Consider the following 23,598-nt stretch of genomic DNA (forward strand, 5'->3'; position numbering starts at 1 on the left):
CCTCCCGGTCCCCCGACCACTACCTTTGGTTTATAACCGCTTAACATAAAGAAGTCCCCCCAACTTATTGCCTCTTAGTATCTTAGCTGCTTATGAAGCCTATCAAACAGCTCCTCATCATAACGATATCATTCTTCTTGTGCACCGTTGCCAACGGCCAGCAAGGCACAAAAGAAGAACCCGTGTTCGTGCTAACCGTATTGAATGAAAGATCGCAGCCGGTAGAAGCTGCCACATTGGAGTTGATAAAGGATAATAAATTAGTGAAAGCTGCCATCACAGATGCAAAAGGCCAGGCCCGGTTTGAAAAGATCCCGGCCGGGAACTATACTTTTTCCATTACCAGCAAGGGCTACCATCCGAAAACCACGGCGAATTATTCTTTTCCTTCCACCATAAATACGGCAACGGTAACATTGCTACCCTCCGGCACCACGTTGCAGGAAGTAAGCGTATCATCCCGTAAACCCTTTGTACAGAACAAACAGGGCAAGGTGATACTGAATGTAGAAGCAGCCGTTACCAACGTGGGCTCAACCGTGCTGGAAGTGCTGGAAAAATCACCGGGCGTTACCGTGGACAGGAACGGGGGCATCGCACTGCAGGGCAAGACGGGCGTTTTGGTCCTGGTAGATGATAAACCCACGTACCTGGGTGGAGCAGAGCTGAATAATTTACTCAGCAGCATGAGTTCGGCACAGGTGGAGCAGATAGAGCTGATGACCAACCCGCCTGCAAAATATGACGCCAGCGGCAATGCCGGCATCATCAACATCAAAACAAAGAAGAACAAGGTGAAGGGATTTAATGGTTCATTGACCGTTGCAGCAGGCCAGGGCGTTTACCCCAAGAACAACAACAGCCTGGTTTTTAATTACCGCTCCGGCAAGATCAATACATTTCTTACCTACAGCATGAACCTGAATAAATACCTCACCGATATTTATGCGTACAGGAAGTATTATGATGACAATGGTGCGGTCACTTCTATCCTTGACCAGCCCACGTATTTTTCCGGAACGGTTTTTAATAACACCATAAAACTGGGAGCGGATTATTCTGTTACTCCCAAAACAACCGTCGGTATTGTACTGGGAGGAACCACCATTCAGCGCAAAGGAAAGAGCCGGGCCAGCGCTACCTGGTTAAGCCCGGCAGGAGTGGTGGATTCAGCCATCAGTACCGGCAGCAGCAGCGACAACCATTTTAAAAGCGGGCTGGTAAATGCAAACCTGCGGCATACCATTTCAGCAAAGCAGGAACTGGCAGTGGACATAGACTGGCTGAATTATGCCATCCGCAGCGAACAGTATTTCAATAACCGGTTGCAGTCATCCGGTGGTTACAATGAAGCATCGCAGGGAAATATTCCTTCTGCCATCCATATTGTAAGCGGGAAGGTCGATTATACACAGCGGTTTGGGAAGAACAGTACCTTACAGTCGGGATGGAAATCATCGCATATCAGCACCGACAATACCGCTTCGTACCAGAATTTTCACGGAACCGCCTGGAATGAGGATTATAACAAGAGCAATCATTTTTTATACAAGGAAAATATCCATGCCCTGTACAGCAGCCTGGAAACGAAGTACAGAAAATTCTCCCTGCAGGCGGGGCTTCGGTATGAATACACGGGCTACGATGCCAACCAGCTTGGCAATGTGCTGCAGAAGGATTCAGCTTTCTCCCGCAATTACAGCGGTTTGTTCCCCAGCGGTTACATCAGCTACCAGGCCGATTCTTCCAACAGCTTTACGGTTACCATTGGCCGCCGGATCGATCGGCCTGCTTTTCAGAAACTGAACCCGTTTACGTTCATCATTAATAAATATACCTACCAGACCGGCAACCCTTTCTTCCTGCCGCAGTACAGCTGGAATATAGAACTGGGTCATCAATACAAAAGCATAGTCACAACTAGCGTCTCTTACAGCATCATTAAAAATTATTTTTCGCAGTTGTTCTTAACCGATACCGCAAAAGGGATCTTGTATTATTCAGAAGGGAATGTAGGGCGTACGCACAATATCGGCTTATCCGCCACGCTGATCGTATCGCCGTTCAAATGGTGGTCGCTTACTGCCCAGGCGGTGTTCAATCACAAAGAGCTGAAGGGATATAACGGCAATGCCAATTTCAGATCCGATATCAATCAGCTCAACATCAACATCAGTAACCAGTTCACGGTCTTAAAAAAATACACGGCAGAGATATCCGGGTTCTATACCAGCCGGGCAAGGAATGACCTGCAGGAGGTCTTATATCCTACCGGGCAGCTATCGCTCGGTGTGGCAAGACCTGTGCTGAAAAAGAAAGGCACGCTGAAATTCAGCGCCCGGGACATTTTTTATACCAATGCCATGGAGGGACTCACCCAGTTTACCAAGGCCACCGAATACTTCATCCTCCGCAGGGACAGCCGGGTGTTCAATCTTTCCTTTACATACCGGTTTGGCAAGGCCTACAAAACGGTTAAGCGTTCAAGTGGAAGTGCGGGTGATGAGATGGAGCGGGTAGGGAATGGTTAGGTTTTATAACAAAACAAATAATTTTATTGGCGTCACTATTTTTTTTTGCTTCTCCAAATTCTTCTGAACGCAGCCGAAGGATCTGTCAAGACAAAAAGAAAAGGGAAAAACAATATTTTATTTCAATTCAGCTTTCCAGGATGATGCCTAATTTTATACCCTATGCAGATCGTTGTCCTCATCATTTTCATTGGGGCCATTATCTATACGGTATGGTGGTTACAAAAAAGCAAGGTGCTGGTAAAAGAACCGCTGCCGTTTCAAATAAAGGAAATACTGGAGGAACAGGTACCCTTTTACCAGCAGTTGCCCGAAAATAAAAAGGGCAGTTTTGAGGAACGTACCAAACAATTCCTGGCCCAGGTAAAGATCACCGGCGTTAAGACCCGGGTGGAAGACATGGACCGGGTGCTGATAGCCGCCAGCGCCATCATCCCCATTTTTAATTTCCCCGGCTGGCAATACAGGAACCTGCACGAAGTGTTGCTCTACCCCGATTCTTTTGATCATAAATTTGAACAGCAGGGTGCCGGCCGAAATATCCTGGGCATGGTTGGCAGCGGCGCCCTCAACCATGTGATGATCTTATCGCAGTTTGAACTGCGGCAGGCTTTTACCAATAAGACCGGCAAGAACAATACAGCCATCCATGAGTTTGTACACCTGGTTGATAAAACCGATGGCGACATTGACGGCGTGCCCGGGGCCCTGCTCGGCAAAAAATACATCATACCCTGGCTGCAGCTGATGCAAAAAGAGATGGAGTTCATACGGGATGAGCGCTCCGATATCAACCCCTATGGGACCACCAATGAAGCCGAATTCTTTGCCGTGGTGTCTGAATATTTTTTTGAACGTCCCGACTTTCTGAAACAAAAACACCCGGACCTGTATGCGTTGTTGCTGAGGATATTCAGCCAGCCACTCTAATAAGTATAAGAGTGAAACAATAAAAATTTATTGAGGAAAGCACTTTCTGATCATATTTCTTTTTCTTTTTTGCTTCTCCAAATTCTTCGGCTTCGCTCAGAAGTAACAAATCCTTCGACTACGCTCAGGAGGAGCCCGGAAATCGATTACATCCCGATTTCCTCCGCCAGCTGGCGGACTGATTAAGCCTTGGTACTACTGTGGCTTGTACTTCGGTAACCTGTCTGACGGCAGGCAGGTTCTATTCGTAGGGTCAAACAGCTCACTTTATATTCAAAGTATTATTGTATAATCTTTCCTGCCTTATCCCGATAGCTATCGGAATTGTTTCTCCAGAGCGGAGCCTAAGGATGTATCAAGACAAAAAAGAAAAGTAGAAAACCCTGTCATTCATCAAGCATCTCCCTCCTTTCGTCAAACGGATTTTTCCCCCGGCCCCCGGCCCTCTTTCTTTGTACTGTAAACAGGATACGACCTTATTATTTCATCACTAAAAAAATAAAGCCATGAAAACAATGATCAGTAAAGCCATGATGCTGGTTGCTATAGCAGCAGCGCTTCTTTCTTTTTCGCCCAGGTTTGGCGGCGAGGGATTTGAAATACTCCTGAACGGGAAAGTGCTGCTGCAGCAATTCGGCAAAGACCTGAACACGGTGAAGAACCTGCAGCTCGGCCAGGTATCAGCCAATGACAAACTCACCATCCGTTATCACCACTGCGGGAACGTAGGCAAGAACAGGGTGGTTACCATTAAAGACGGGCAGGACCGGGTATTAAAACAATGGCGCTACAAGGACAGTGAATCCCGTGTTGCCGAAATGCAGTGCAGTACACAGGACATCATCACCCTGAAGAAAGCAGGCACCGATGTTTTTAAGATCTATTATTCTTCCAGCGAATTACCCAATGGACGGATGCTGGCATCCATTTCGGTCGGGAACAATGATGCGGTGAGCAGGAAGTAAATTTTGGTCCAGGTACAGAGAAAACTGCGATTTAAGATTACTGCTCTTATTTTAAGAGTAGAGAACTTATGCTGAAGCTACAGTAGCACAAAAGCAGAGTAGAGTTGTATGGCAGGAACGGGCTGTAATCGTTCCTGCCTAGATTTTTTGTTTCTTTTGTATCAAGGCAAAAGAAAAAGTAAGAAAAGAACCAAAAAATCCCGATAGCTAGCGGGACCTAATCGATTACATCCCGGTTGTGTCCGCCATTTGGCGGACTGATTAACCCCAATGCTACTGTAGCTTCAACAGCAGTTCCCGGTCCTTAGGTTTAAATAGCTGTTTGCTGTTTAAACCCAAGAACAACGAAGGGCTCCCCCAAAAATGTAACCAATAAAAATTTGCAGCGCTGCAACTCATGCCACAAATCTTATAGGTTTTTCAAATGCCTGAGGTCCTTCTCCGGGTGCTTGCCCTCATACTCAGCAAAAAAAGCCACGATCTTTTTAAAATCGGCTTCTTCGTCATTGCCGGTAAAAAAGGCTTCACCAACCACAACCTGTTTGTTCTTAAAATCCAGTGCCACCGGTAATATGGGCACCTGTGCTTTTTTGGCGATATGATAAAAGCCGCTGCGTAAACCATTCACCCGCTTACGGGTGCCTTCGGGCGCCAGGGCCAGCAAAAAATCTTCATTGCCAGCAAAAAGTGCAGCAGCCTGGTCAACCACACCATGCTTGCTGAACCGGTCAACCGGTGTACCGCCCAGTTTTCGCAGCACCCAGCCCAGCGGACCTTTAAACAGTTCCTGCTTCCCTAAGAATTTTGCATGAGGTATATTGAGTTCCCTGCGGGCGGCAAAGCCAACCATCACGTCTTCCTTGCTGGTATGCGGCGCCACCGCTATCACCATTTTTTTAAGATGATGGGGAAAACTGCCGGTGATCTTCCAGCCGGATAATTTCCAGTATAGTTTCAGGATCAGGCGAACCATAAGGTAAGGTAAATAAAAAACCTATAAGGTTTGCTGCGCCGCCGCTGGCAGGTAGTGTTTTGTTTTGAATATTTTGTGACCTGTCATGCTGAGGAACGAAGCATCTCAGGTTAAGCAAACGATCCTGATTAGGAGATCCTTCGTACCCTGCCTACCGGCAGGCAGGCTCAGGATGACAATCATTCAAAACAGGACACTACCTGCCAGCCTTAAAGGGTTTAAAAAATTGAAATTCCGTCTTTCTTCTTTAAATTTAAACATTGCAGGAACGGTTGCTTTAAAACTGCGGCTGACATCAATCATTTCAGCGGCTGAAAATGATCAGCAGACCTGTTCCCTGAACAGCGCAATTTGTATGACGTTATTTTCCCTAAACCTATTTTTCACTTATTCATAAAATATGAAATCAGATTACGAGATCGCCCAGGAAACACCGCTCCGGCCAATCACATCCATTGCCACCGATATGGGCCTGCCCGCAGATATGCTGATCCCGTTCGGGTATCACAAAGCCAAAATAAATATCAAAGAATTTGATGAAAAAAAGATCGCTTCATCAAAACTCATACTCGTAACGGCCATCACACCCACCAAGGCCGGTATCGGTAAAACAACCACTTCCATCGGGCTGGCAGACGGCTTAAAGAAGCTGAAGAAAAATGTGGTGCTGGCATTGCGGGAACCATCGCTCGGCCCCTGCTTTGGTATGAAGGGCGGCGCTGCCGGCGGCGGCTACTCACAGGTGATACCCATGGAAGAGATCAACCTGCATTTCAACGGCGACTTTCATGCCATCACGGCCGCCAACAATACCCTGGCCGCCCTGCTCGATAACTATCGTTTTTATAACCGCGGCAAACCCGAAGGCATCAAGACCGTTCTGTTCAAACGCTGCCTGGATGTGAATGACCGGGTGCTGCGTAAGATCGTGACAGCATTGGACACGCCCAATAACGGCATCCCTTCCGAAACCGGGTTTGTGATCACCCCGGCGAGTGAGATCATGGCGGTGCTTTGTCTTTCGGAAGGACTGGCGGAACTGCGCCAGAAAATTGATGAGATGCTGCTGGGCTTCACCTTTGCCGGAAATGGCTTCACCACCAAAGACCTGGGCGTTACCGGCGCCATCACAGCGCTGCTGAAAGATGCCATACAGCCCAACCTGGTGCAAACACTGGAAGGTACACCGGCCATGATACACGGCGGGCCATTTGCCAATATCGCACATGGCTGCAATTCATTGATGGCAACCAAAACAGCCTTGCAGTTTGGCGATTATGTTGTTACCGAAGCCGGCTTTGCCACAGACCTGGGTGCCGAGAAATTCTTTAACATCAAATGCCGCAAGGCGGGATTGCAGCCGGCCATGAGTGTATTGGTAGCCACATCGCAGGCATTGAAACTGAGCGGCGGCGCCAACGAAAAAACAATGATGCTGCCCGACAGGGAAACACTCACCAAAGGATTACGCAACCTGGAAAAGCATATTGCTATTTTAAAATCATTCAAACAACGGGTACTGGTATCACTCAACCGTTACCATTTTGATACCGACGAAGAGATCGCTTACCTGCGTAGCTGGTGTGCGGAAAAAGAAGTAGCGTTTGCCGTCAATGAATCCTTCCGCCTGGGTGGCGAAGGTGCATTGGAAATGGCGCAGGCGGTGGTGGATATCTGTGAAACGCCCCCGGTACCGCTTCAGCATACCTATGATACAGAAGATGATATTGAAACAAAGATCCGTAAGATAGTAACCACCATTTATGGAGGAAAGGATGTGGTGCTGTATAAAAAAGCGCAGGAAACATTAAAGAAGATAAAAGCGCTGGGACTGGAACACCTGCCCGTGTGTATGGCAAAAACACAATACAGTTTTACACACAACCCCGCCATCAGCGGACTGGATGGTGATTTTAAGATCGATGTGGACGACCTGGTGATCAGCAAGGGAGCCGGGTTCATTGTAGCCGTATGCGGAGAAATGGTCCGTATGCCCGGTCTGCCCAAAGTACCACAGGCGAATTTTATTGACGTGGTGGATGGAAGGATCACAGGCGTGAGTTAAGGGAGATCACTCCTTTAATTTCTTAGTCAGGTTGTCAAACGGTTTAAAAGGCACTTTGCTTAAAAACGATTTCGACATCCAGCCGGGGATATTGCCCCCGGAATCCGTTCCGGTTCATAATAAATGCTTGTGGTTTACTATATAGGCATGGTAACCTTCCAACGGGTACGGTGAGGCACCCGTTTTTTATTTCTTTGGAGGCATTGGTATCAATACACTCGTTCTTTTTTTATAATCCTCAAAAGCAGGATTGCCTTTGTATTTCCTTTCCAGCATAGGAATACCTGAAATAAAGACCAGCAACCCGGTAATCGAAAGCGGGCCTATGATAAACCAGAAAGCATCTGGGTATGGAATGGTAATGAAAAAAATGCCCCACCACATCAGGATCTCCCCAAAGTAATTCGGATGCCTGCTGTATTTCCACAAACCGGTTTGCATGATTGAGCCGGGCATTTTTCTGTTTTTAATAAAAACAGCCAGTTGCCAATCGGCCACAGCCTGAAAATAAAAACCAGTCAGCCAGCAAAAAAAGCCAATCCAGGTAAATCCATTCCAGGTATAAGGCGTTTCAACAGCAGCGTGTATTACCGGGGAAAGAACGATAAGGAGAAATAATCCCTGCAATAAAAAAATCTGTAAGTAACTGCGCCAATAAAATGACTTTCCCCATTCATCCCGCCAGGCCTTGTATCGAAAGTCTTCTGTTTTGTTTTTATTGCGGGTATATATGTGTATGCTTAATCGTAAACCCCATGCAGTAACCAGGGCATATAAAAGTAAATTAACCGAAGGGGCCGGATAACTTAATAAAAGATAAATACACAGTATAATATACCCCATGCCCCAGGCAATATCAGCAATATCATTTCTTTTTTTTATTACGGCAGCTATAAACCAACAGGTAGCATAAATGAAAATGATGAGGAAGCAATGTATGAAAACGGTAAACATTTATGCCACCCATTTTACAATATAATAACCGGCTGTGCTTACAATGCCAGTAAGCACCGAACCCCAGATGATATCAATAAAAACAATGGGTAACGGCCAGTCTTTTAAAGTGGCTAAGTTGGTAAGATCGTACGTGGCGTAGGTAAAAAAACCAAACAGCGCCCCTGCAATAATTGCTTTTGCCAACGAATTTTTTTCAACAGCTGGCAAAATGGCAAAATAAAAAATGCCGATAATGAACAGGAGGTAAAAAATAATGGCAGCGGGCCAGTTTACTTTATCACTTAAAAAACTACCCAGGTATTTTTTGTATAGATCTTTTGCAATAAAACCCAGCCAGGTCATATCTACAGCAAAAAATACTATAGTGGTGAGCAGGTAACTGATAATGAGTTTAGAAAACGACATGGTATAAAGTTAAACCAATTACACTATTAAATGTTTTACGGGCCCGGTAAAAAAATGAAATATATTTGGGTATGAAAAATTTAAAACAATACTTTTTGCTAAGAGAAGATATTACCTATCTTAATTTTGGCTCCTTTGGAGCCTGCTTAAAACCGGTATTTGAAAAATACCAGCAGTTTCAGCTGGAACTGGAACAGGAACCCGTACAATTCATTACCGTGAACGGCCTGAAGTATCTTGAAACAGCAAGGGAAGCATTGGCGGATTATGTGCATTGCCATAAAGATGACCTGGTGTATGTAACCAATCCATCCTATGCAGTGAATGCAGTAGCCAAAAGTTTTAACCTGCAGCCCGGCGATGAAATACTAACTACTGATCTTGAATACGGCGCCTGCGACAAGACCTGGGAATATTATTGCAAAAAAGCCGGTGCCAGGTATGTAAAGCAACACATCACATTACCGGTTCAATCGAAAGAACAGTTTGTAGCAGAATTTTTTAAAGGGCTCAGTCCTAAAACGAAACTGGTTTTTCTCAGTCATATCACCAGCAGCACCGGCCTGCGCCTGCCGGCGGAGGAAATATGTGCGCTGGCAAAAGAAAAAGGCATTATGACCTTTGTGGATGGCGCCCATGCACCGGGGCAGATACCCCTGGACCTGCAGAATACTCCTTTTGATATGTATACCGGCGCCTGCCATAAATGGATGATGACGCCCAAGGGAAGTACATTCCTGTATGTAAAAAAAGAATACCAGCACCTGGTTGATCCGCTGGTGGTAAGTTGGGGTTATAATGCCCTGTTCCCATCCTCATCCAGCTTCCTCGATTATCACCAGATGAACGGCACCCGGGACTACTCGGCTTTTTTAACCATACCCACGGCCATCGGGTTCATGAAAGAGCATAACTGGACAGAAGTGGCCGCAGCATGCAGGAAATTGGTAAGAGACAACGCCCCTGCTTTTTGTGAACTGCTGGATACCACAGCCCTTGCGCCACTCCATGATGATTTTATGCTGCAGCTCTGCAGCGCCGAAATAAGAACAAGTGAACCCGAAAAACTGCACCGGCATTTTTTTGATCAGTATAAGATCGAGATACCGGTAATGCGCCACGGCGATAAAGTGTACCTGCGCTATTCCATCAATGCCTTCAACAGCCAGCAGGACCTGGATACATTGTTTGATGCGATAAAGGAGATAAAGAGAAAGACGGATCTGATCGGGAAATAAATACAGGATACAAGATACCAGGTTCAGGATAGATTCCGGTTATGTAAAAGTTATTTAAGTTTTCAAGCTGCATCCCGGATCTTGTATCCTGGATCCGGGATCTCGTATCCTGCATTTCGTTCTCTACTCCTTCAACTTCTTCGCCAGGTTACTGAAGGTTTCAAAAGGCCCCTTGCTCACAAAGGAGTTTGCCATCCATGCCGGAATGCTGCCCGCAGGATCCAGTTCCACTTCATAATAAATGCTCAGGGTCCTGGGGGTGGGCATGCTCACCTTCCACCAGGCATTGTACTTTGTAACCCTCACCAGTCCTGATTTTTTAGCGATACGCTTCGGCATGCTGGTGCCGGTGATGGTCATGAATTTCGGAAGGCTGTCGGTATTGATCTGCATATGGATCACCACATCCCGGTTCGACATGGGCCAGGGAAGGAGCGTTTCGGTATGATAAATATAATCATGCGGTGAACTTACCTGTACCAGGCTGTTGGCCTTTGAATGGTAGATCCATTTACTGAACTGCGGCACATCCGAAAGAATGGCGATCAGTTTTGAATAGGTGCCGGTAAGAACGGCTTCCACCTTTACGGCTTTGTAATCGGCGTTGGGCACATCCGACGAATACACTTTGATACCATTCTCGTTCTTTTCCAGCTTCCATTTGCGCTGGCTGTGACTTATACCCGGAAGGAGAATGATGAACAGAAGAAAGATGATCTTTACCATATGGGTACCTGGGTGGTTGATGTAAAATTACGGCAGTCTTTACAATAACCGTATTTCCCGGTGAATAAGCCGGGAAAGCTTGCAAAAAATTCCGGGTATTTGTACCTTCCGGTAAAATAAGGATCATGCTGCAACGAACCGCCACCATTACCAGCCTTTGTATATTATTACTTGCATCCTGTGTAAGCTATAGTTCGGGTGAACATGATTATATGCGCCCGGTCTATGTCTATCCCGGCGTAGGGCTGGGAACCATCATTGCCGTGGTCATCTCCTGGAGCAGGAACAAGTCTGTCCTTTGGGCCATTGTGCATGGCTTTTTCGGGTGGCTATATGTTATCTATGCCCTCATCGTGGGAACGAAAAAGGATCAGTAACGGCAGTACGGGCGCCTGAACAGGTCAGATCTGTGCGGCGCTTATATTTTGCCCTGGAATTTATCCGTTACTTTATTGAAAAGGCCTTTGGCGCCTTCTTTCAGGTCTTCCAGTTTCTCTTTGGCCTTTCCTGCCAATTCACTTTCTTTTGCTTTTTCCAGCAATCCTTCCGTTTTCTCTTCCACTTTTTCCTTTACGTTTTCAAAAACGTCCCCGGCTTTTTTAAGCAGGGTTTCTTTGGTACCTTCCGGTGCTTTGATATCCTGGTTCATAAAATATATTTTTAAGTGAGTAATCTTGTAAGGTACAACGCCGGGAAGCCGGAAACTATGACAACCGTTCTGTTTTCGGGTGATAATTGGTAGATGAAGAAATTCCTTTTAGTTTGAATAAGTATCTTTATTTTCAACAGGCCCCGGCAAGGGTATTGAAAAAGCATATAAAAATGATCGAACAAACAGAACTGCTGGTAAGCAAATGGGAGTATAACCCGCCGCTGAATACCCTTGAAGATACCCCAGACAAGCTGACCAGTTATATTACGCTGGATGTGATGAAACTAAGGGCCGCCAGCAAAAAAGGCATTGCCTGCCGCTTTACCTGCGAATTTGTTTTTGAAAAAAGAACGCTGCTGGAATACGTGGCCGCCAACACCTATGTGATCGACTTGCCCGACCTCATCGACCGGAACGAACTGCAGACCATGATCCGGAATACCTACAGTTTATTCAAAGACAAATTTGACATACGAAAACTGGGAACGGCGTTGCAGGATAAAACACTGCTGCCTTTTGATGAATCCCGGTACGACCTGGAGCCGGTACTTGCATTGCTTAATCAGTAAATATTTATTTTTTACCACGAAGACACGGAGAGGGGCACAAGGTTCGGGATACAGGATGCGGGATACGAGATACAAGATACCGGATACAGGATGCCGGATACGGGATGCCAGGTGCCTCGCCCCGGTTCCTGTCTTCACGGACCGGAACAATTGGTTTGACTGCTTTAATCTTTCCAGCGGCTCCGCCAATTCACTTATACGCCCCGGTTCCTGTCTTCACGGACCGGAACAATCCCATTAAACCCATCGCCTTGGTGCACTAACAAGGGAGGTTGATACTGGTTGTTAGGTGCTGAACCCGATCTTTTCCCGGTCTTCCCATTTTCTTTGGGCGGCCTTATCATCAAGCAGGCTTTCTATTGCCTTGTAAATAGCTGCCAGTTGTGCATCGTGTTCACCTATCCGTTCATGAAGTTCGCTACGAAGTTCTTCCAGCTTTTCAGCCAGACCTTTGTGCTGCATTGCCATTTGCTTTAACGAAATGAATGCACGCACCACCGCAATACTCATTTTTATGGCTTTTCTGCTTTTCAACACATTGGCTAACATGGTAACCCCATGTTCGGTAAATGCATAAGGAAGGTACTTCGCTGTACGGTTCCTGGGTAAGTTTTCCATCATCACATTTTGTGATGATGGAAAGTTCTTCCACTCGTTTGCCGTAATTCTAAACATAAAGTCTTTCGGGAAGCGGCTTGCATTTCTTTTTACGGCCTGGTTCATCACTCTTGTTTCTACTCCATAAAGTGCAGCAAGGTCAAAGTCAAGCATTACCTTTTGTCCCCTGATCTCATATATCCTGTTCTGAATGCTTTGTATTACCTGCACGCTTTTTTGGGTTGAAAATAGCAGGCCAAACAACAAAATTTAAGAAAAATAACCCATGCTGATCAGGTGTTTTTCACCCTGGTTTGTCTCACAAACCGGAGTATTGGAGATAAAACCTAACCGCAAAGCCCGCAAAGGAAATGCACGCAAAGGACAAGAAGGATATACTATAGACCAGGAATCACAAACCAGAACGTAGTTGAACATTGATCATTGAATATTGTGTATTGAGTATTTTAACATGCCTCCCCGGCCCCGGTTCCTGTCTCCACGGACCGGAACAATTCCCATTAAGCCCATCGCTCACCCTGGTGCATGAACTGGTGGTGGTTGATAATAAAAAAACCGGGTGTAATTAATGACCCGCTTGTTAAAGGCGGCATTAACCCGAACCCCGGTTTGCGATGTAAAGATAGGAACAGGAAATATGATAGCAATAATTTTGGCAAGATACAGACATACTACGCTGCAATTTCTTTGTAGTATATCTGCGCCTAAAAGTTAAACTCACCGATAGCTCCTTCAAATTGCGCCTTGGGAATGAGGTTGATTGTTTTGTAAAGAGTTGGTAACTTATCTTATAATTTAGCACCTTAAATTTTCTTTAAAATAATTTTCAGTTTTTTTGTCAGTAAAATAAACATAACATCCCTTCATCCCTCTCGTCATTAAAACTCGGTAAATATTTTTAACGTGCTCCTCGAATTTTTCTTTGCTTCGTTTTAAAGTTGGGTCCTTGGTGGCAGTTTTATCCCCAATCAATTTATTTGTTTTTGAATCATAAATTAAATCATTACCAACAATTACTCCAATGTAATCAAACTCGAAACCCTGTGCGGTATAAATACAACCAACTTGTTTTATACCTTCTGGCCTATATGCCCATTCGTACCATTTTACATAGCCTTTAGGGGGCTTAATATCACCATGTGTTTCCCACGGCATTTGAAAATCCCCGATTACAATGTCTTTAATAAACTCGCCATTTTTATCTAAGGATTTACTCCAGGGCCAGCAAAATCCAGCAACCATTCTTGCAGAATTGGGGTGTTCAGCTTCTTTTTTAATTATTAAATCGTAAACCTTTTTTGGCGAATCTAATATTTGAAAATCAAAAACCTCGGTTTTCCCTAAAACCCTTTTTTCATCTGAATATCCGAGTACCGATTCTAACCATAACAAATAATCATTAGAACCCATGCAACGATATTGTGTTTCAAGAGATGTTTCATAAACTTTGCAGCCATATTTACCTGCAGCCTCTTTGATTATCTCTGAATTGCCAATTTCTTGAGACCGCACACTTTGCCTATCATCAATAAAAAATACTGAAGTTTTAGCACAACGAACTAATTGTGTAATTTGTGGCATATCAGTTCTGTCTTCAATTTTTGTATATTGAAAATTGCTTGTTTTTTCTATCCTATGTGCTTCATCAATTAATACAATGTCAAGCTCATTTTCTTTAACTCGTGATGGTAAAAAGCGATACAAGTTTGAAAAAAGAATTTCACCCTCTTTACCTATAAGATTTTTAAGACCTTCGATAAAAGGCTTGGATTTGCAACCATAAAAGACTTTCTTTTTTCTTTGAGCCGCTTCGGCAAGAATATTTAATGCAATAACTGACTTGCCGGTACCTGGGCCACCATGAACAACTATTACAGATTTTTGTTTGTTCTTTTCTGCTTTACGCACTTTTGACCAGATCAAATTTTTTGCAACAAGCTGTTCATTTAATAGTGAAAATACAACTTCATTCGAAATAATTTTATGAACATTATCTAAAAGTTTTTTGGATGGCCTAAGTGGACTTCGCATAAACCGATTAAATATTTCAAAACCACTCCCCTTTGAAAGGAGATCTTTAATTTTATTTGCTAATTCTTTTACATCACCTTTGGTATAAACAGGAAACTCTTCGTATATTTTTTTATAGATTGGATCAAATAATCCTGAGTTTTCGATTTTTGTATAATTGTGACAATACGCACAGCTAAACAAAGCCAGCGGAGATTTTGTGTCAAATTCAGAAACAAAACTCTTTATATAATTTGTGTATCCCTTGACTTGTTGAGATGGGTGGGCGACAATTCTATTTCTTTTCCCTGTAACTGTTTCTACTTGAAATTTTTCTTCAAAATTACCTTCATCCTCCAAAGCAATAACACTTTTCCATTGTTTCAATTCAATTAGAACAATATTATCATTTTGTGCAGCGTCTTTACCAAATAGCAGACAATCAATTCTTAACCCTTGATTATACGGCACCTCATATTCAAGAGCAATCATATTATCAGTAAGACCGGCGATTTCGATTATGTCACGAACTCTTGACAAAGAATTCTGCCACGAATCCATTTCGGGTTCCCCAACTCGTTTACCAAAACGTAGAAAAAAACTCTCAACCATTATATCAGTAAGCCTATTCTCTCTAATATCTTGGACAAATTGAGCAGTGGTATCTTGATATATCAACATAATTATAACTCATTGTATTTTTTTGCAGACCCCTTCGCTTTATCTACCGGATATTTCTCCGCATTGGCTTTTATTTTTTGTAAAACAATTTCTTTTATATCAAACCCATGCTTTTGAGCCAATAAAAAGGCAAAAGCAAAAATATCTGCCAACTCTTCTTTTATTTTCTCTTTATTTGCTTCTTCCGGTTGTTTCCAAAGGAATAATTCAAGCAATTCGTTTGCTTCAACAGAAATAGCAACAGCCAGATCCTTTGAGTTATGAAACTGTTCCCAATCTCTTTCATTTCGGAATTTAATAAGGGCGTCAGTTATTTCTTCTATCTCTGTCATAAATGGTTGCTGTTATAAGTAAATGCTGCCTGATAATACAAGAATTGTATTCCTTTGCCTTCGTGTCACGAATCATAACCGTTCGGTTCGTGAGCCACAAACCAGGGCATTGAGGCTAAGAGATACACTAATCCCAGAATTTCACCTTCCCCATTTTCCAGGGATCCAGGTATTCCATATCCACGGTAAAATTCTCTTTCAGGTCACGGTATTTTTCCGTTTGCCGCAGTTTGCCATTCATATAAAAATCAACGCTTGTCTCACACCAGTCATTTCCCAGCCTGGTATAATCATCACAAACGATCTCTGTTTTTTGTCCGTCTTTATTGTTCAGTATCCGCAGCGTAACCAGCTTTTCCTTATCCACCCAAAACTGGTTGCTTTCGGTTTCCGGCCTGTCGGTACCTATTACCACCACATTTTTTCCCTTCCAGGTTGTTTCAAAGGTCTTATCAGGGTTATAACCGATCTCCTTCAGTCTTTTATAAACCCCAACCAGCGGAAAGGAATACATCCCTCCCAATACAAACAACAGGTCGTGTGGCTGGTAGCTCCTGCTTTTTAATTCATTCTTTTGAAACCGGTACACCGAGTCGTTCACAAAAAAGAAGCTATTGCCTGCGGCGGGATCATCAATATCGATCCGCAGCTTATCGGGATATACCAGCACTTCGTACCAGGTGGCGGTCCGTATCAATGAATCATTCCGGTAAAAACCGGTTTCCTGTACAAAGGACAGGTTCTTACGAAAACCGGCTGCGTGTTTTGCATACATCTGCTGCACCATATCCTGTGCATGGGCGGTGGATGCAAAGCAGAGGAAAATGGCCGTTAAGATCTTTATGCCGGGACGGGTGCTCATGAGACTGCGTTTTTGATGGGCAGAAAGTTACAAATTATTCTGGGGAGGAAGATCTAACCACAGATAACCACAGATATTGTTCACAGATTTACACAGAAACTCTGTGTAAATCTGTGAACCAATCCGATCAATCTGTGGTTAAATCTGATGAATCTGTGGTTAAAAATGAACCAAAGCTTCTTATTGTTTATATAGCCCGGGTGTGCTAACTTTACACTATCAAGTCTTTTAAATGGAAGACCCCCTGGTTTACACAGACAAACAGGGTTTATCATTAAAACCGGCAGGCCCAAAAGACGGGAATTTCACTGTTTCCATCAGCGGATCCGTCATTGAAATCCTGGATCACCTCAGCAATAACCAAAACCTGCTTCCTGCACCCCCATCCCGTAAGATCCATATTACAACAGGGGGAGGGAACGACATCATACATATCATAAGCAACGGACAGTTACAGGAAGCGTTTTTTATAAATATCGATGCCGGTGGCGGAAACAAGCTGATCGTTGGTACACAAGATCCCATGATAAAATTACAGGTGGAACATGCGGATGAGAACGATCTTATTTTGCCAGACAACCTTCCGGGTACATACGAATGTTATGAAAAGAAAATTCAGCAATGGAATGAAACAAACCGTAACCCGGACGGGTTGTGGAAAAGTATAAAGCGGCGGCTGGTTTATTTCTTTGGCCGCGACCTGAAGTTCAGACGCCCTTTTATCTTTGAAGAAAGGATCAGGCGTGGTTTAAGTTCGTTACACCTGCACAAGGTGGACCAGGCCACGCTGAAAAATAATTATTTCACTACCCGCCAGCAGGTAGATGAACTGGAAGCCATTGCCCATGCCGGTGATATATTATTAAGGTACCAGGACGGCTACCCCTTTGACAGGTATTTTGTAGGCGTATGGCAACATGCCGGTCTGTACCGGAAAAGGGGCCAGGTCATTGACGCCATGGGAAACGGAACCTACCTGCGAACCATGGATGCTTTTGCAGAGGCGGATGGGATTCTATTGCTCCGGATCAACGGCGTTTCAAAGGAACAGGTGCAGCAGGCATTGGCCTATGCATTTGAACAGATAGGTAAATGGTACAGCGTGGATTTTGATGATAATATCGCCGAACAGTATTGCAGTGGGCTGATCGTAAATGCCTACAAATTTGCCGGGGTACTGGAAGCCGGTTACCGGCGTGGCGAATCGATCCATCCCGACGACCTGCTGAAACTTCCCGGCGTGGAAATTATATGGACCAACCGGCCAGACCTGCTGAAAAGAACCGGGATCCAAAAACCATTCAACAAAGAAAACAACCGACCGCAGTTTTTTAAACACAAAAAGCTTACCGTTGCCGGGTGTCAGAAATGACAGGGCATTGGATGTAAGAACCCGGATCCCTTTGCGCTCTTTGCGATTACCCTTCGGTCCAGGATAAAACCTAACCGCAAAGCCCGCAAAGAAAATGCCCGCAAAGGACACGAAGGATCTTTGTTTATGCTGCATAGCTGCACCGGAAGAAAAATTTCTCTATCTTCCAATTATGAAAAAAAACCTGTTTTTCTTTTTCCTCTTTTCCTCCTTTTCACTCTTCGCCCAACACGAAACACCCTATAAGCTCATTGCCTACGCCACCGGCAAAGCCGAAACCATTACCCAATATCCCATTGATAAGCTCACCCATATCATTTACAGCTTTTTAAAAATACAGAACGACACACTTACTTTTCACAACGAAGGCCAGGAAAATACGGTGCGGCAACTGGTTGCATTAAAGAAAAAATACCCGCAGTTAAAGATCATGGTATCTGTTGGCGGATGGGGCGGCTGTTCTTTCTGCAGCAACCTGTTTGCCTCTGCCCAACACCGGCAGAACTTTGCCAAAACAACCGCGGCGCTTTTTAAACAGTATGGTATCGACGGGCTTGACCTGGACTGGGAATACCCGGCCATTGAAGGTTATCCCGGCCATAAATATGACAGCGCCGATAAAAATAATTTCACCGAACTCATCAAAGCGCTGCGGCAGGAACTGGGCAATGACCGCCTGCTGACATTTGCAGCCGGTGGATTTGTAAAATACCTGGAGCAGTCGGTGGACTGGGATGCTGTAATGCCGCTGGTGGATTTTGTAAACCTGATGACCTACGACCTGGTAGGCGGGTATGCTACCGTAACCGGCCATCACACCCCGCTGCATGATTACCAGCCCGGGCAGGAGTCCACCAGCAGGTGCGTGAACTGGCTGCTGGATAAAAATGTTCCTGCCGGAAAACTCATCATCGGCGCTGCCATGTATGCCCGGGTTTGGGAAAACGTAGCAGGCATCAACAACGGTTTGTACCAGGCGGGTAAGTTTAAACGGGGAGTGGCCTACTCCGGTTTCAAAAAATACTTCAGCGATACGCCGGGGTTTAAATATTACTGGGACAGTATGGCAAGAGCGCCTTATTATTACAACGCTTCCCTGAAACTATTTGCCACGTTTGATGACAGGCGGTCTATACAGGAAAAAACCGGTTTCATCCGGAATAAAGGATTGGGCGGTATCATGTTTTGGGAGCTGGCGCAGGACCGGGTAAAAAATGGCTTGGTGGAAGAGATGTATAACGGGTTAAGAAAACAGGAACACGAATGACAACGATGAAAGCGGACCTGCACGGATCCCGGGGATCCACGTCATCCGTGTTCCTGTTTTAATAGGTTCACCTGTTTTCCGAATAAAAAATTACTGTATTTTTACAACCGGTGCAAAGATCAAGGTCCATACAAACAAAAGCAAAACTGGTTCGTTTCACTACAGCGATATTCCTGTGCGGATGCCTGTTGTTCTTAACCGGTATCAACTTCCTTGTTTATGGCAACAGCAATACCGTTTGCATGTTTGAACAAGCTGATACGGGAGGACCGAAGGATGAAGCGCCTGAAAAACCTGTTGAAGAAAAATCATCCGGCGTAAGCAACATGCAGGAAGAGTATGTGCACGAGCAGCACCTGCTGCGTGGCCTTACTGCCGCAGATAATACCTTTAAGTACTTCCTGATGGACGAGGCCAGGCTTGCCATCGTTCATTTTGAACTCATTTCACCCCCACCCGACCTTTAGTATTCTCATCGCAGCCCGGCCTCCCGGCCCGGCAACTCCGGATACCCCGGATGAATTTCTGTAAGCATAACATCCGGCATTGCTTTCTGCAGCAGCGCCGAACGACCAAAATATTTTATCATGAAAACACATACCAGGGAATTTCCTGAAAATAGTACAACATCACGGGCATATGAATTGCTCAAAGAAGGAAACAAACATTTTGCAAGAAGCCTGAAGATGAACAGCAGCCCGCTGCCGCTTTTGGAAACCGTTCAGGCCGAACGCCCCTTTGCTGTTGCACTCAGTTGCACAGATTGTCCCCATCCGCTGGAACAGGTATTTAACCAGGAGCCAGGCGCAATATTCAACGTACGCATTGCAGGCAATGTCATCAATGAAGACGTATTGGGCAGCATCGAATATGCCTGTAAAATGGCGGGGACCGGGCTTATTTTGGTGCTGGGCCATACAAAATGCGGCGCCGTAAAAGGAGCCTGTGACGGGGTGGAATTAGGCAACCTTACCCCGCTGCTGAAAAAAATAAGACCAGCCGTTGAATCCACAAAAGCATACGGACTTGGCGATCATCATTACCTTTTTGCCGAAAAGGTGGCATACCTTAATGTGATCAATTCCATGGAAGATATCATGCAGCGGAGCAACATCATCCGTGAACTGTGCCGCGAAGGAAAGGCCGGCATCGTGGGCGGTATCTTCAACCTCGAAAGCGGAAGGGTTCATTTTGTACGGGAGATCTTACCAACGGAAACAGAGGATTCCCTTCCTGCGGAGATGAATGGATAGTGCCACTACCCGGGTAACAGGACGGGTGAAGCGGCTCAGCAAATAATCTGGTCCGTACTCTATAATTTGTTTTGTTGTAAAAAACCGGGGTATCTTACTTCGGTTTTTTGCTTTATTTGCTATCATTAAAACCGATCCGGGTATTAAGCATTAAATTGCTGTTTGAGAGAAGGATCGTTTTTTAAAAGATAAGACATGGTCATTGCCATCTGCATCATTTTTATTTTGGGCTATGTGGCCATTGCGCTGGAGCACCCCATCCGGATCAACAAAGCTGCCACTGCACTGGTAACGGCAGCACTGTGCTGGTCTTTATATGCGCTGCTTTCAGGCGACAGTCATGCTGCAGCGGAACATCTTACAGGCCACCTGGGTGACGTGTCGGGGATCCTGTTCTTTCTGATGGGCGCCATGACCATCGTGGAGATCATTGATGCACACGATGGGTTTTACCTGATAACAAGCCGCATAAAAACCACCAACAAAAGAAAAATGGTATGGCTGCTTGCCTTTATTACTTTTTTTCTTTCTGCTGTTTTAGACAATCTTACCACCACCATTGTACTGGTCTCGTTGCTGCGGAAGATCATTGCTGATAAGGAAGAAAGGCTGATGTTCTCCGGGCTGGTGGTGATCGCAGCCAACGCAGGAGGCGCCTGGTCACCCATCGGGGATGTAACTACCACCATGTTGTGGATCGGCGGACAAATTACGGCCGGCTCCATCATATTTCAAACCATATTACCAAGCCTGGTAAGTATGATCATCCCTGCAGCATTGATAAGCTGGAGGATGAAAGGCGAACTGAAGCGGGCAGACAGCGTAGATGAACACGGCGCCAATTTCAATACCAATTCCTTTCAACGGAACCTGGTGTTTGTGGTGGGGGTATGCAGCCTGCTGTTTGTGCCGGTCTTTAAAACCATCACGCACCTGCCACCCTACATGGGTATATTATTCGGCCTGGGAGTAATGTGGGTGATCACCGAACTGATCCACAGCGGAAGGGACGAACAGGAAAAAGGGCTGTTGTCTGTTAACCACGCCTTGCGTAAGATCGATACGCCGAGCGTGTTGTTCTTCCTGGGTATATTATTAAGCATCGGCGCCTTGCAGGCAACGGGAGTATTGAATGATCTTGCTGTTGCCATGGACGAAAGGATCGGCAACATATCGGTCATCACGATGTCCATTGGTTTGCTTTCTTCCATTGTAGATAATGTGCCGCTGGTTGCTGCGGTGCAGGGCATGTATTCATTGGAACAGTACCCAACGGGTCATTTTTTCTGGGAGTTCCTGGCGTATTGTTCCGGTACCGGCGGCAGTGTTCTCATTATAGGTTCGGCGGCCGGTGTGGCTGCCATGGGGCTGGAGAAGATCGAATTTTTCTGGTACCTGAAAAAGATAAGCTGGCTGGCCATTGTTGGCTATTTCGCCGGCGCGGCAGTGTTCATGCTGCAGCATTTCCTGGTGGGATAAATAAATCACCAGGTAAGATATGAGCAGGTTATGTTAAAAAATGTGGGCTGTACCGGGCTCGAACCAGTGACCCTCACGTTGTCGACGTGATGCTCTAAACCAACTGAGCTAACAGCCCTTATGTAGTAAGTGATAAGTTATAAGTTGGAGGAGCTCACAAAGCAAACGATCTTACTTATTACTTACAACTTAACACTTACAACTCTTTTAGAATTCCGCACTCTTCGGATACCTCGGGAAAGGGATCACATCCCGGATATTTCCCATACCGGTCACAAACTGCACCAGCCTTTCAAAACCTAAACCAAAGCCTGCATGCGGACAGGCGCCAAAACGCCTTGTATCGAGGTACCACCACAGCTCTTCGGCAGGGATGTGCATCTCTTCCATGCGCCGGGTAAGTTTATCCATGCGCTCTTCCCGCTGGCTTCCGCCAACAATTTCTCCAATGCCCGGAGCCAGGATATCCATCGCTGCAACGGTTTGTCTTCCGGGCTCGCATCCATCATCCTGCCGCATATAAAATGCCTTGATGGCAGCAGGGTAGTTGGTAAGGATCACGGGTTTCTTAAAATGCTTTTCCACTAAATACCGTTCGTGTTCACTCTGCAGGTCAATGCCCCATCCTTCAACCAGGTATTGAAATTTCTTTTTCTTGTTGTGGTTGCTTTCTTTTAAGATATCGATCGCCTCGGTGTATGTGATGCGTTCAAAATCATTGTTCACCACAAAGTTCAGTTTCTCCATCAGCCCCATTTCACTCCGTTCGTGCTGCGGCTTTTGTTTTTCTTCTTCTTCCAGCCGTTGTGCCAGGAACTCCAGGTCTTCTTTGTTGTTGTCCATCGCATACCTGATGATGTACTTGATGAATTCTTCCGCCAGGTTTGCATTGTCTTCCAGGTCGTGGAAAGCCATTTCGGGTTCTATCATCCAGAACTCGGCCAGGTGGCGGGTGGTATTGGAATTCTCTGCACGGAACGTGGGCCCGAATGTATAGATATCACTGAAAGCCATGGCAGCAAGTTCACCTTCTAGTTGTCCGCTCACCGTAAGGTTGGTGCTTCGGCCAAAGAAATCTTCTTTGAAATTCAGGGAACCGTCATCATTTTTCGGAGCGCTGCCGTCCATAGGCAATGTGGTTACCCGGAACATTTCACCAGCGCCTTCTGCATCGCTGGCGGTGATGATGGGTGTATGCAGGTAAACAAAACCCTTCTTATTAAAAAACTCGTGCACCGCAAAAGCGAGTGAATGCCTTACCCGGAAAACAGCGCCGAAGGTATTGGTGCGGAAACGCAGGTGGGCGATCTCCCGTAAAAATTCCAGGCTGTGTTTCTTTGGCTGCAGCGGGAATTTTTCTGCATCACTGTCGCCCAGTATCTCAATAGAGGCGGCTTTCAGTTCCACTTTCTGACCCTTGCCCAATGAAGCCACTACTTCGCCGGTTGCCTTTATGCAGGCGCCGGTGGTGATCCGTTTTAAAATGCTTTCGTCAAATTTGCCCAGTTCGGCAACCACCTGTATATTGTTATTGGTACTGCCGTCATTAAGGGCAATGAACTGGTTGTTGCGGAAGGTACGTACCCACCCCATTACGATGGCGCTGTAGTTGCTGTTATCACTGGCCAGCAGGTCTTTGATCCGGGTTCTCTTGTTGAACATATGAAAAGAAATTGGGGGGCAAAGATAAGATAGAAACGCTGATGACGCAGA

22 protein-coding genes and 1 tRNA gene are annotated in these 23,598 nt (G+C 45.4%); 12 read left to right on the forward strand and 11 right to left on the reverse strand.

Translation table 11 applies throughout. The features are described from left to right. The first annotated feature begins 92 nt into the window (after positions 1 to 92). The 3 genes from IPJ02_14810 (at position 93) to IPJ02_14820 (ending at position 4,426) form a co-directional block, all read left to right on the forward strand. Positions 93 to 2,531, forward strand: coding sequence for a TonB-dependent receptor (locus tag IPJ02_14810; protein MBK7376762.1), 2,439 nt, complete (start codon positions 93 to 95; stop codon positions 2,529 to 2,531). A 162-nt stretch (positions 2,532 to 2,693) separates the two neighbouring features. Beyond that, positions 2,694 to 3,461, forward strand: coding sequence for a zinc-dependent peptidase (locus IPJ02_14815; protein MBK7376763.1), 768 nt, complete (start codon positions 2,694 to 2,696; stop codon positions 3,459 to 3,461). 506 nt (positions 3,462 to 3,967) lie between these two features. Then, positions 3,968 to 4,426: a hypothetical protein gene (locus tag IPJ02_14820; GenBank protein ID MBK7376764.1), complete on the forward strand. Its 459-nt coding sequence runs from the start codon at positions 3,968 to 3,970 to the stop codon at positions 4,424 to 4,426. Between the two features lie 409 nt (positions 4,427 to 4,835). Here IPJ02_14820 and IPJ02_14825 read toward each other — a convergent pair whose 3' ends face one another. Further along, positions 4,836 to 5,399, reverse strand: coding sequence for a 1-acyl-sn-glycerol-3-phosphate acyltransferase (locus IPJ02_14825; protein MBK7376765.1), 564 nt, complete (start codon positions 5,397 to 5,399; stop codon positions 4,836 to 4,838). Between the two features lie 400 nt (positions 5,400 to 5,799). On the opposite strand from IPJ02_14825, the gene IPJ02_14830 reads away from it, so the two are divergent. Beyond that, positions 5,800 to 7,464 (forward strand): formate--tetrahydrofolate ligase, encoded by a 1,665-nt coding sequence (locus tag IPJ02_14830; GenBank protein ID MBK7376766.1) that lies wholly within the window; start codon positions 5,800 to 5,802, stop codon positions 7,462 to 7,464. Positions 7,465 to 7,650: 186 nt separating this feature from the next. Here the strand turns inward: IPJ02_14830 and IPJ02_14835 are convergent, their stop codons facing one another. Together IPJ02_14835 and IPJ02_14840 are read right to left on the reverse strand one after the other, a co-directional pair. Continuing rightward, entirely contained in the window at positions 7,651 to 8,418 is a 768-nt protein-coding gene (locus IPJ02_14835; GenBank protein ID MBK7376767.1) for a DUF1295 domain-containing protein, read from the reverse strand. After that, a complete protein-coding gene (locus IPJ02_14840; GenBank protein MBK7376768.1) occupies positions 8,419 to 8,826 on the reverse strand; it encodes a DUF2177 family protein in 408 nt (135 codons plus the stop codon). It lies immediately after the preceding gene. Positions 8,827 to 8,897: 71 nt separating this feature from the next. Here IPJ02_14840 and IPJ02_14845 point away from each other — a divergent pair, with 71 nt between their 5' ends. Then, positions 8,898 to 10,064 carry an aminotransferase class V-fold PLP-dependent enzyme gene (locus tag IPJ02_14845; protein MBK7376769.1) on the forward strand — a complete coding sequence of 389 codons (1,167 nt, stop codon included), beginning with the start codon at positions 8,898 to 8,900 and terminating at the stop codon, positions 10,062 to 10,064. 123 nt (positions 10,065 to 10,187) lie between these two features. Here IPJ02_14845 and IPJ02_14850 read toward each other — a convergent pair whose 3' ends face one another. Then, the gene (locus tag IPJ02_14850; GenBank protein ID MBK7376770.1) at positions 10,188 to 10,790 is read right to left on the reverse strand and encodes a hypothetical protein; all 603 of its coding nucleotides are present in this window, start codon (positions 10,788 to 10,790) and stop codon (positions 10,188 to 10,190) included. A 125-nt stretch (positions 10,791 to 10,915) separates the two neighbouring features. Between IPJ02_14850 and IPJ02_14855 the strand changes: the two genes are divergently transcribed. Beyond that, positions 10,916 to 11,167: a hypothetical protein gene (locus tag IPJ02_14855; protein MBK7376771.1), complete on the forward strand. Its 252-nt coding sequence runs from the start codon at positions 10,916 to 10,918 to the stop codon at positions 11,165 to 11,167. Between the two features lie 41 nt (positions 11,168 to 11,208). Here IPJ02_14855 and IPJ02_14860 read toward each other — a convergent pair whose 3' ends face one another. After that, entirely contained in the window at positions 11,209 to 11,397 is a 189-nt protein-coding gene (locus IPJ02_14860; protein MBK7376772.1) for a CsbD family protein, read from the reverse strand. 155 nt (positions 11,398 to 11,552) lie between these two features. Between IPJ02_14860 and IPJ02_14865 the strand changes: the two genes are divergently transcribed. Next, positions 11,553 to 12,011 (forward strand): hypothetical protein, encoded by a 459-nt coding sequence (locus IPJ02_14865; GenBank protein ID MBK7376773.1) that lies wholly within the window; start codon positions 11,553 to 11,555, stop codon positions 12,009 to 12,011. 285 nt (positions 12,012 to 12,296) lie between these two features. Here IPJ02_14865 and IPJ02_14870 read toward each other — a convergent pair whose 3' ends face one another. The 4 genes from IPJ02_14870 to IPJ02_14885 all read right to left on the reverse strand — a co-directional run bounded on the left by IPJ02_14870 (position 12,297) and on the right by IPJ02_14885 (position 16,514). Next, a complete protein-coding gene (locus IPJ02_14870; protein ID MBK7376774.1) occupies positions 12,297 to 12,839 on the reverse strand; it encodes an ORF6N domain-containing protein in 543 nt (180 codons plus the stop codon). A gap of 585 nt (positions 12,840 to 13,424) precedes the next feature. Next, positions 13,425 to 15,320: a DUF2075 domain-containing protein gene (locus tag IPJ02_14875; GenBank protein MBK7376775.1), complete on the reverse strand. Its 1,896-nt coding sequence runs from the start codon at positions 15,318 to 15,320 to the stop codon at positions 13,425 to 13,427. A gap of 2 nt (positions 15,321 to 15,322) precedes the next feature. Next, positions 15,323 to 15,652, reverse strand: coding sequence for a nucleotide pyrophosphohydrolase (locus IPJ02_14880; protein ID MBK7376776.1), 330 nt, complete (start codon positions 15,650 to 15,652; stop codon positions 15,323 to 15,325). A gap of 127 nt (positions 15,653 to 15,779) precedes the next feature. Beyond that, positions 15,780 to 16,514 (reverse strand): hypothetical protein, encoded by a 735-nt coding sequence (locus IPJ02_14885; protein MBK7376777.1) that lies wholly within the window; start codon positions 16,512 to 16,514, stop codon positions 15,780 to 15,782. 232 nt (positions 16,515 to 16,746) lie between these two features. Between IPJ02_14885 and IPJ02_14890 the strand changes: the two genes are divergently transcribed. The 5 genes from IPJ02_14890 (at position 16,747) to nhaD (ending at position 21,885) form a co-directional block, all read left to right on the forward strand. Beyond that, complete coding sequence (locus tag IPJ02_14890) at positions 16,747 to 17,886, forward strand: hypothetical protein (GenBank protein MBK7376778.1); 1,140 nt, start codon at positions 16,747 to 16,749, stop codon at positions 17,884 to 17,886. Between the two features lie 172 nt (positions 17,887 to 18,058). Further along, positions 18,059 to 19,153, forward strand: a complete 1,095-nt coding sequence (locus IPJ02_14895; protein MBK7376779.1) for a glycoside hydrolase family 18 protein — start codon at positions 18,059 to 18,061, stop codon at positions 19,151 to 19,153. 110 nt (positions 19,154 to 19,263) lie between these two features. Next, positions 19,264 to 19,620 (forward strand): hypothetical protein, encoded by a 357-nt coding sequence (locus tag IPJ02_14900; GenBank protein MBK7376780.1) that lies wholly within the window; start codon positions 19,264 to 19,266, stop codon positions 19,618 to 19,620. A 120-nt stretch (positions 19,621 to 19,740) separates the two neighbouring features. Continuing rightward, a complete protein-coding gene (locus IPJ02_14905; protein ID MBK7376781.1) occupies positions 19,741 to 20,406 on the forward strand; it encodes a carbonic anhydrase in 666 nt (221 codons plus the stop codon). Between the two features lie 195 nt (positions 20,407 to 20,601). Next, positions 20,602 to 21,885, forward strand: coding sequence for a sodium:proton antiporter NhaD (gene nhaD, locus IPJ02_14910; GenBank protein ID MBK7376782.1), 1,284 nt, complete (start codon positions 20,602 to 20,604; stop codon positions 21,883 to 21,885). Between the two features lie 43 nt (positions 21,886 to 21,928). Here nhaD and IPJ02_14915 read toward each other — a convergent pair. Next, positions 21,929 to 22,003: transfer RNA gene (locus IPJ02_14915), tRNA-Val, on the reverse strand. Positions 22,004 to 22,092: 89 nt separating this feature from the next. Beyond that, a complete protein-coding gene (asnS, locus tag IPJ02_14920) occupies positions 22,093 to 23,547 on the reverse strand; it encodes an asparagine--tRNA ligase (protein MBK7376783.1) in 1,455 nt (484 codons plus the stop codon). Positions 23,548 to 23,598 lie beyond the last annotated feature (51 nt).

The organism is Chitinophagaceae bacterium (assembly GCA_016710165.1).
Classification (GTDB): domain Bacteria; phylum Bacteroidota; class Bacteroidia; order Chitinophagales; family Chitinophagaceae; genus Ferruginibacter.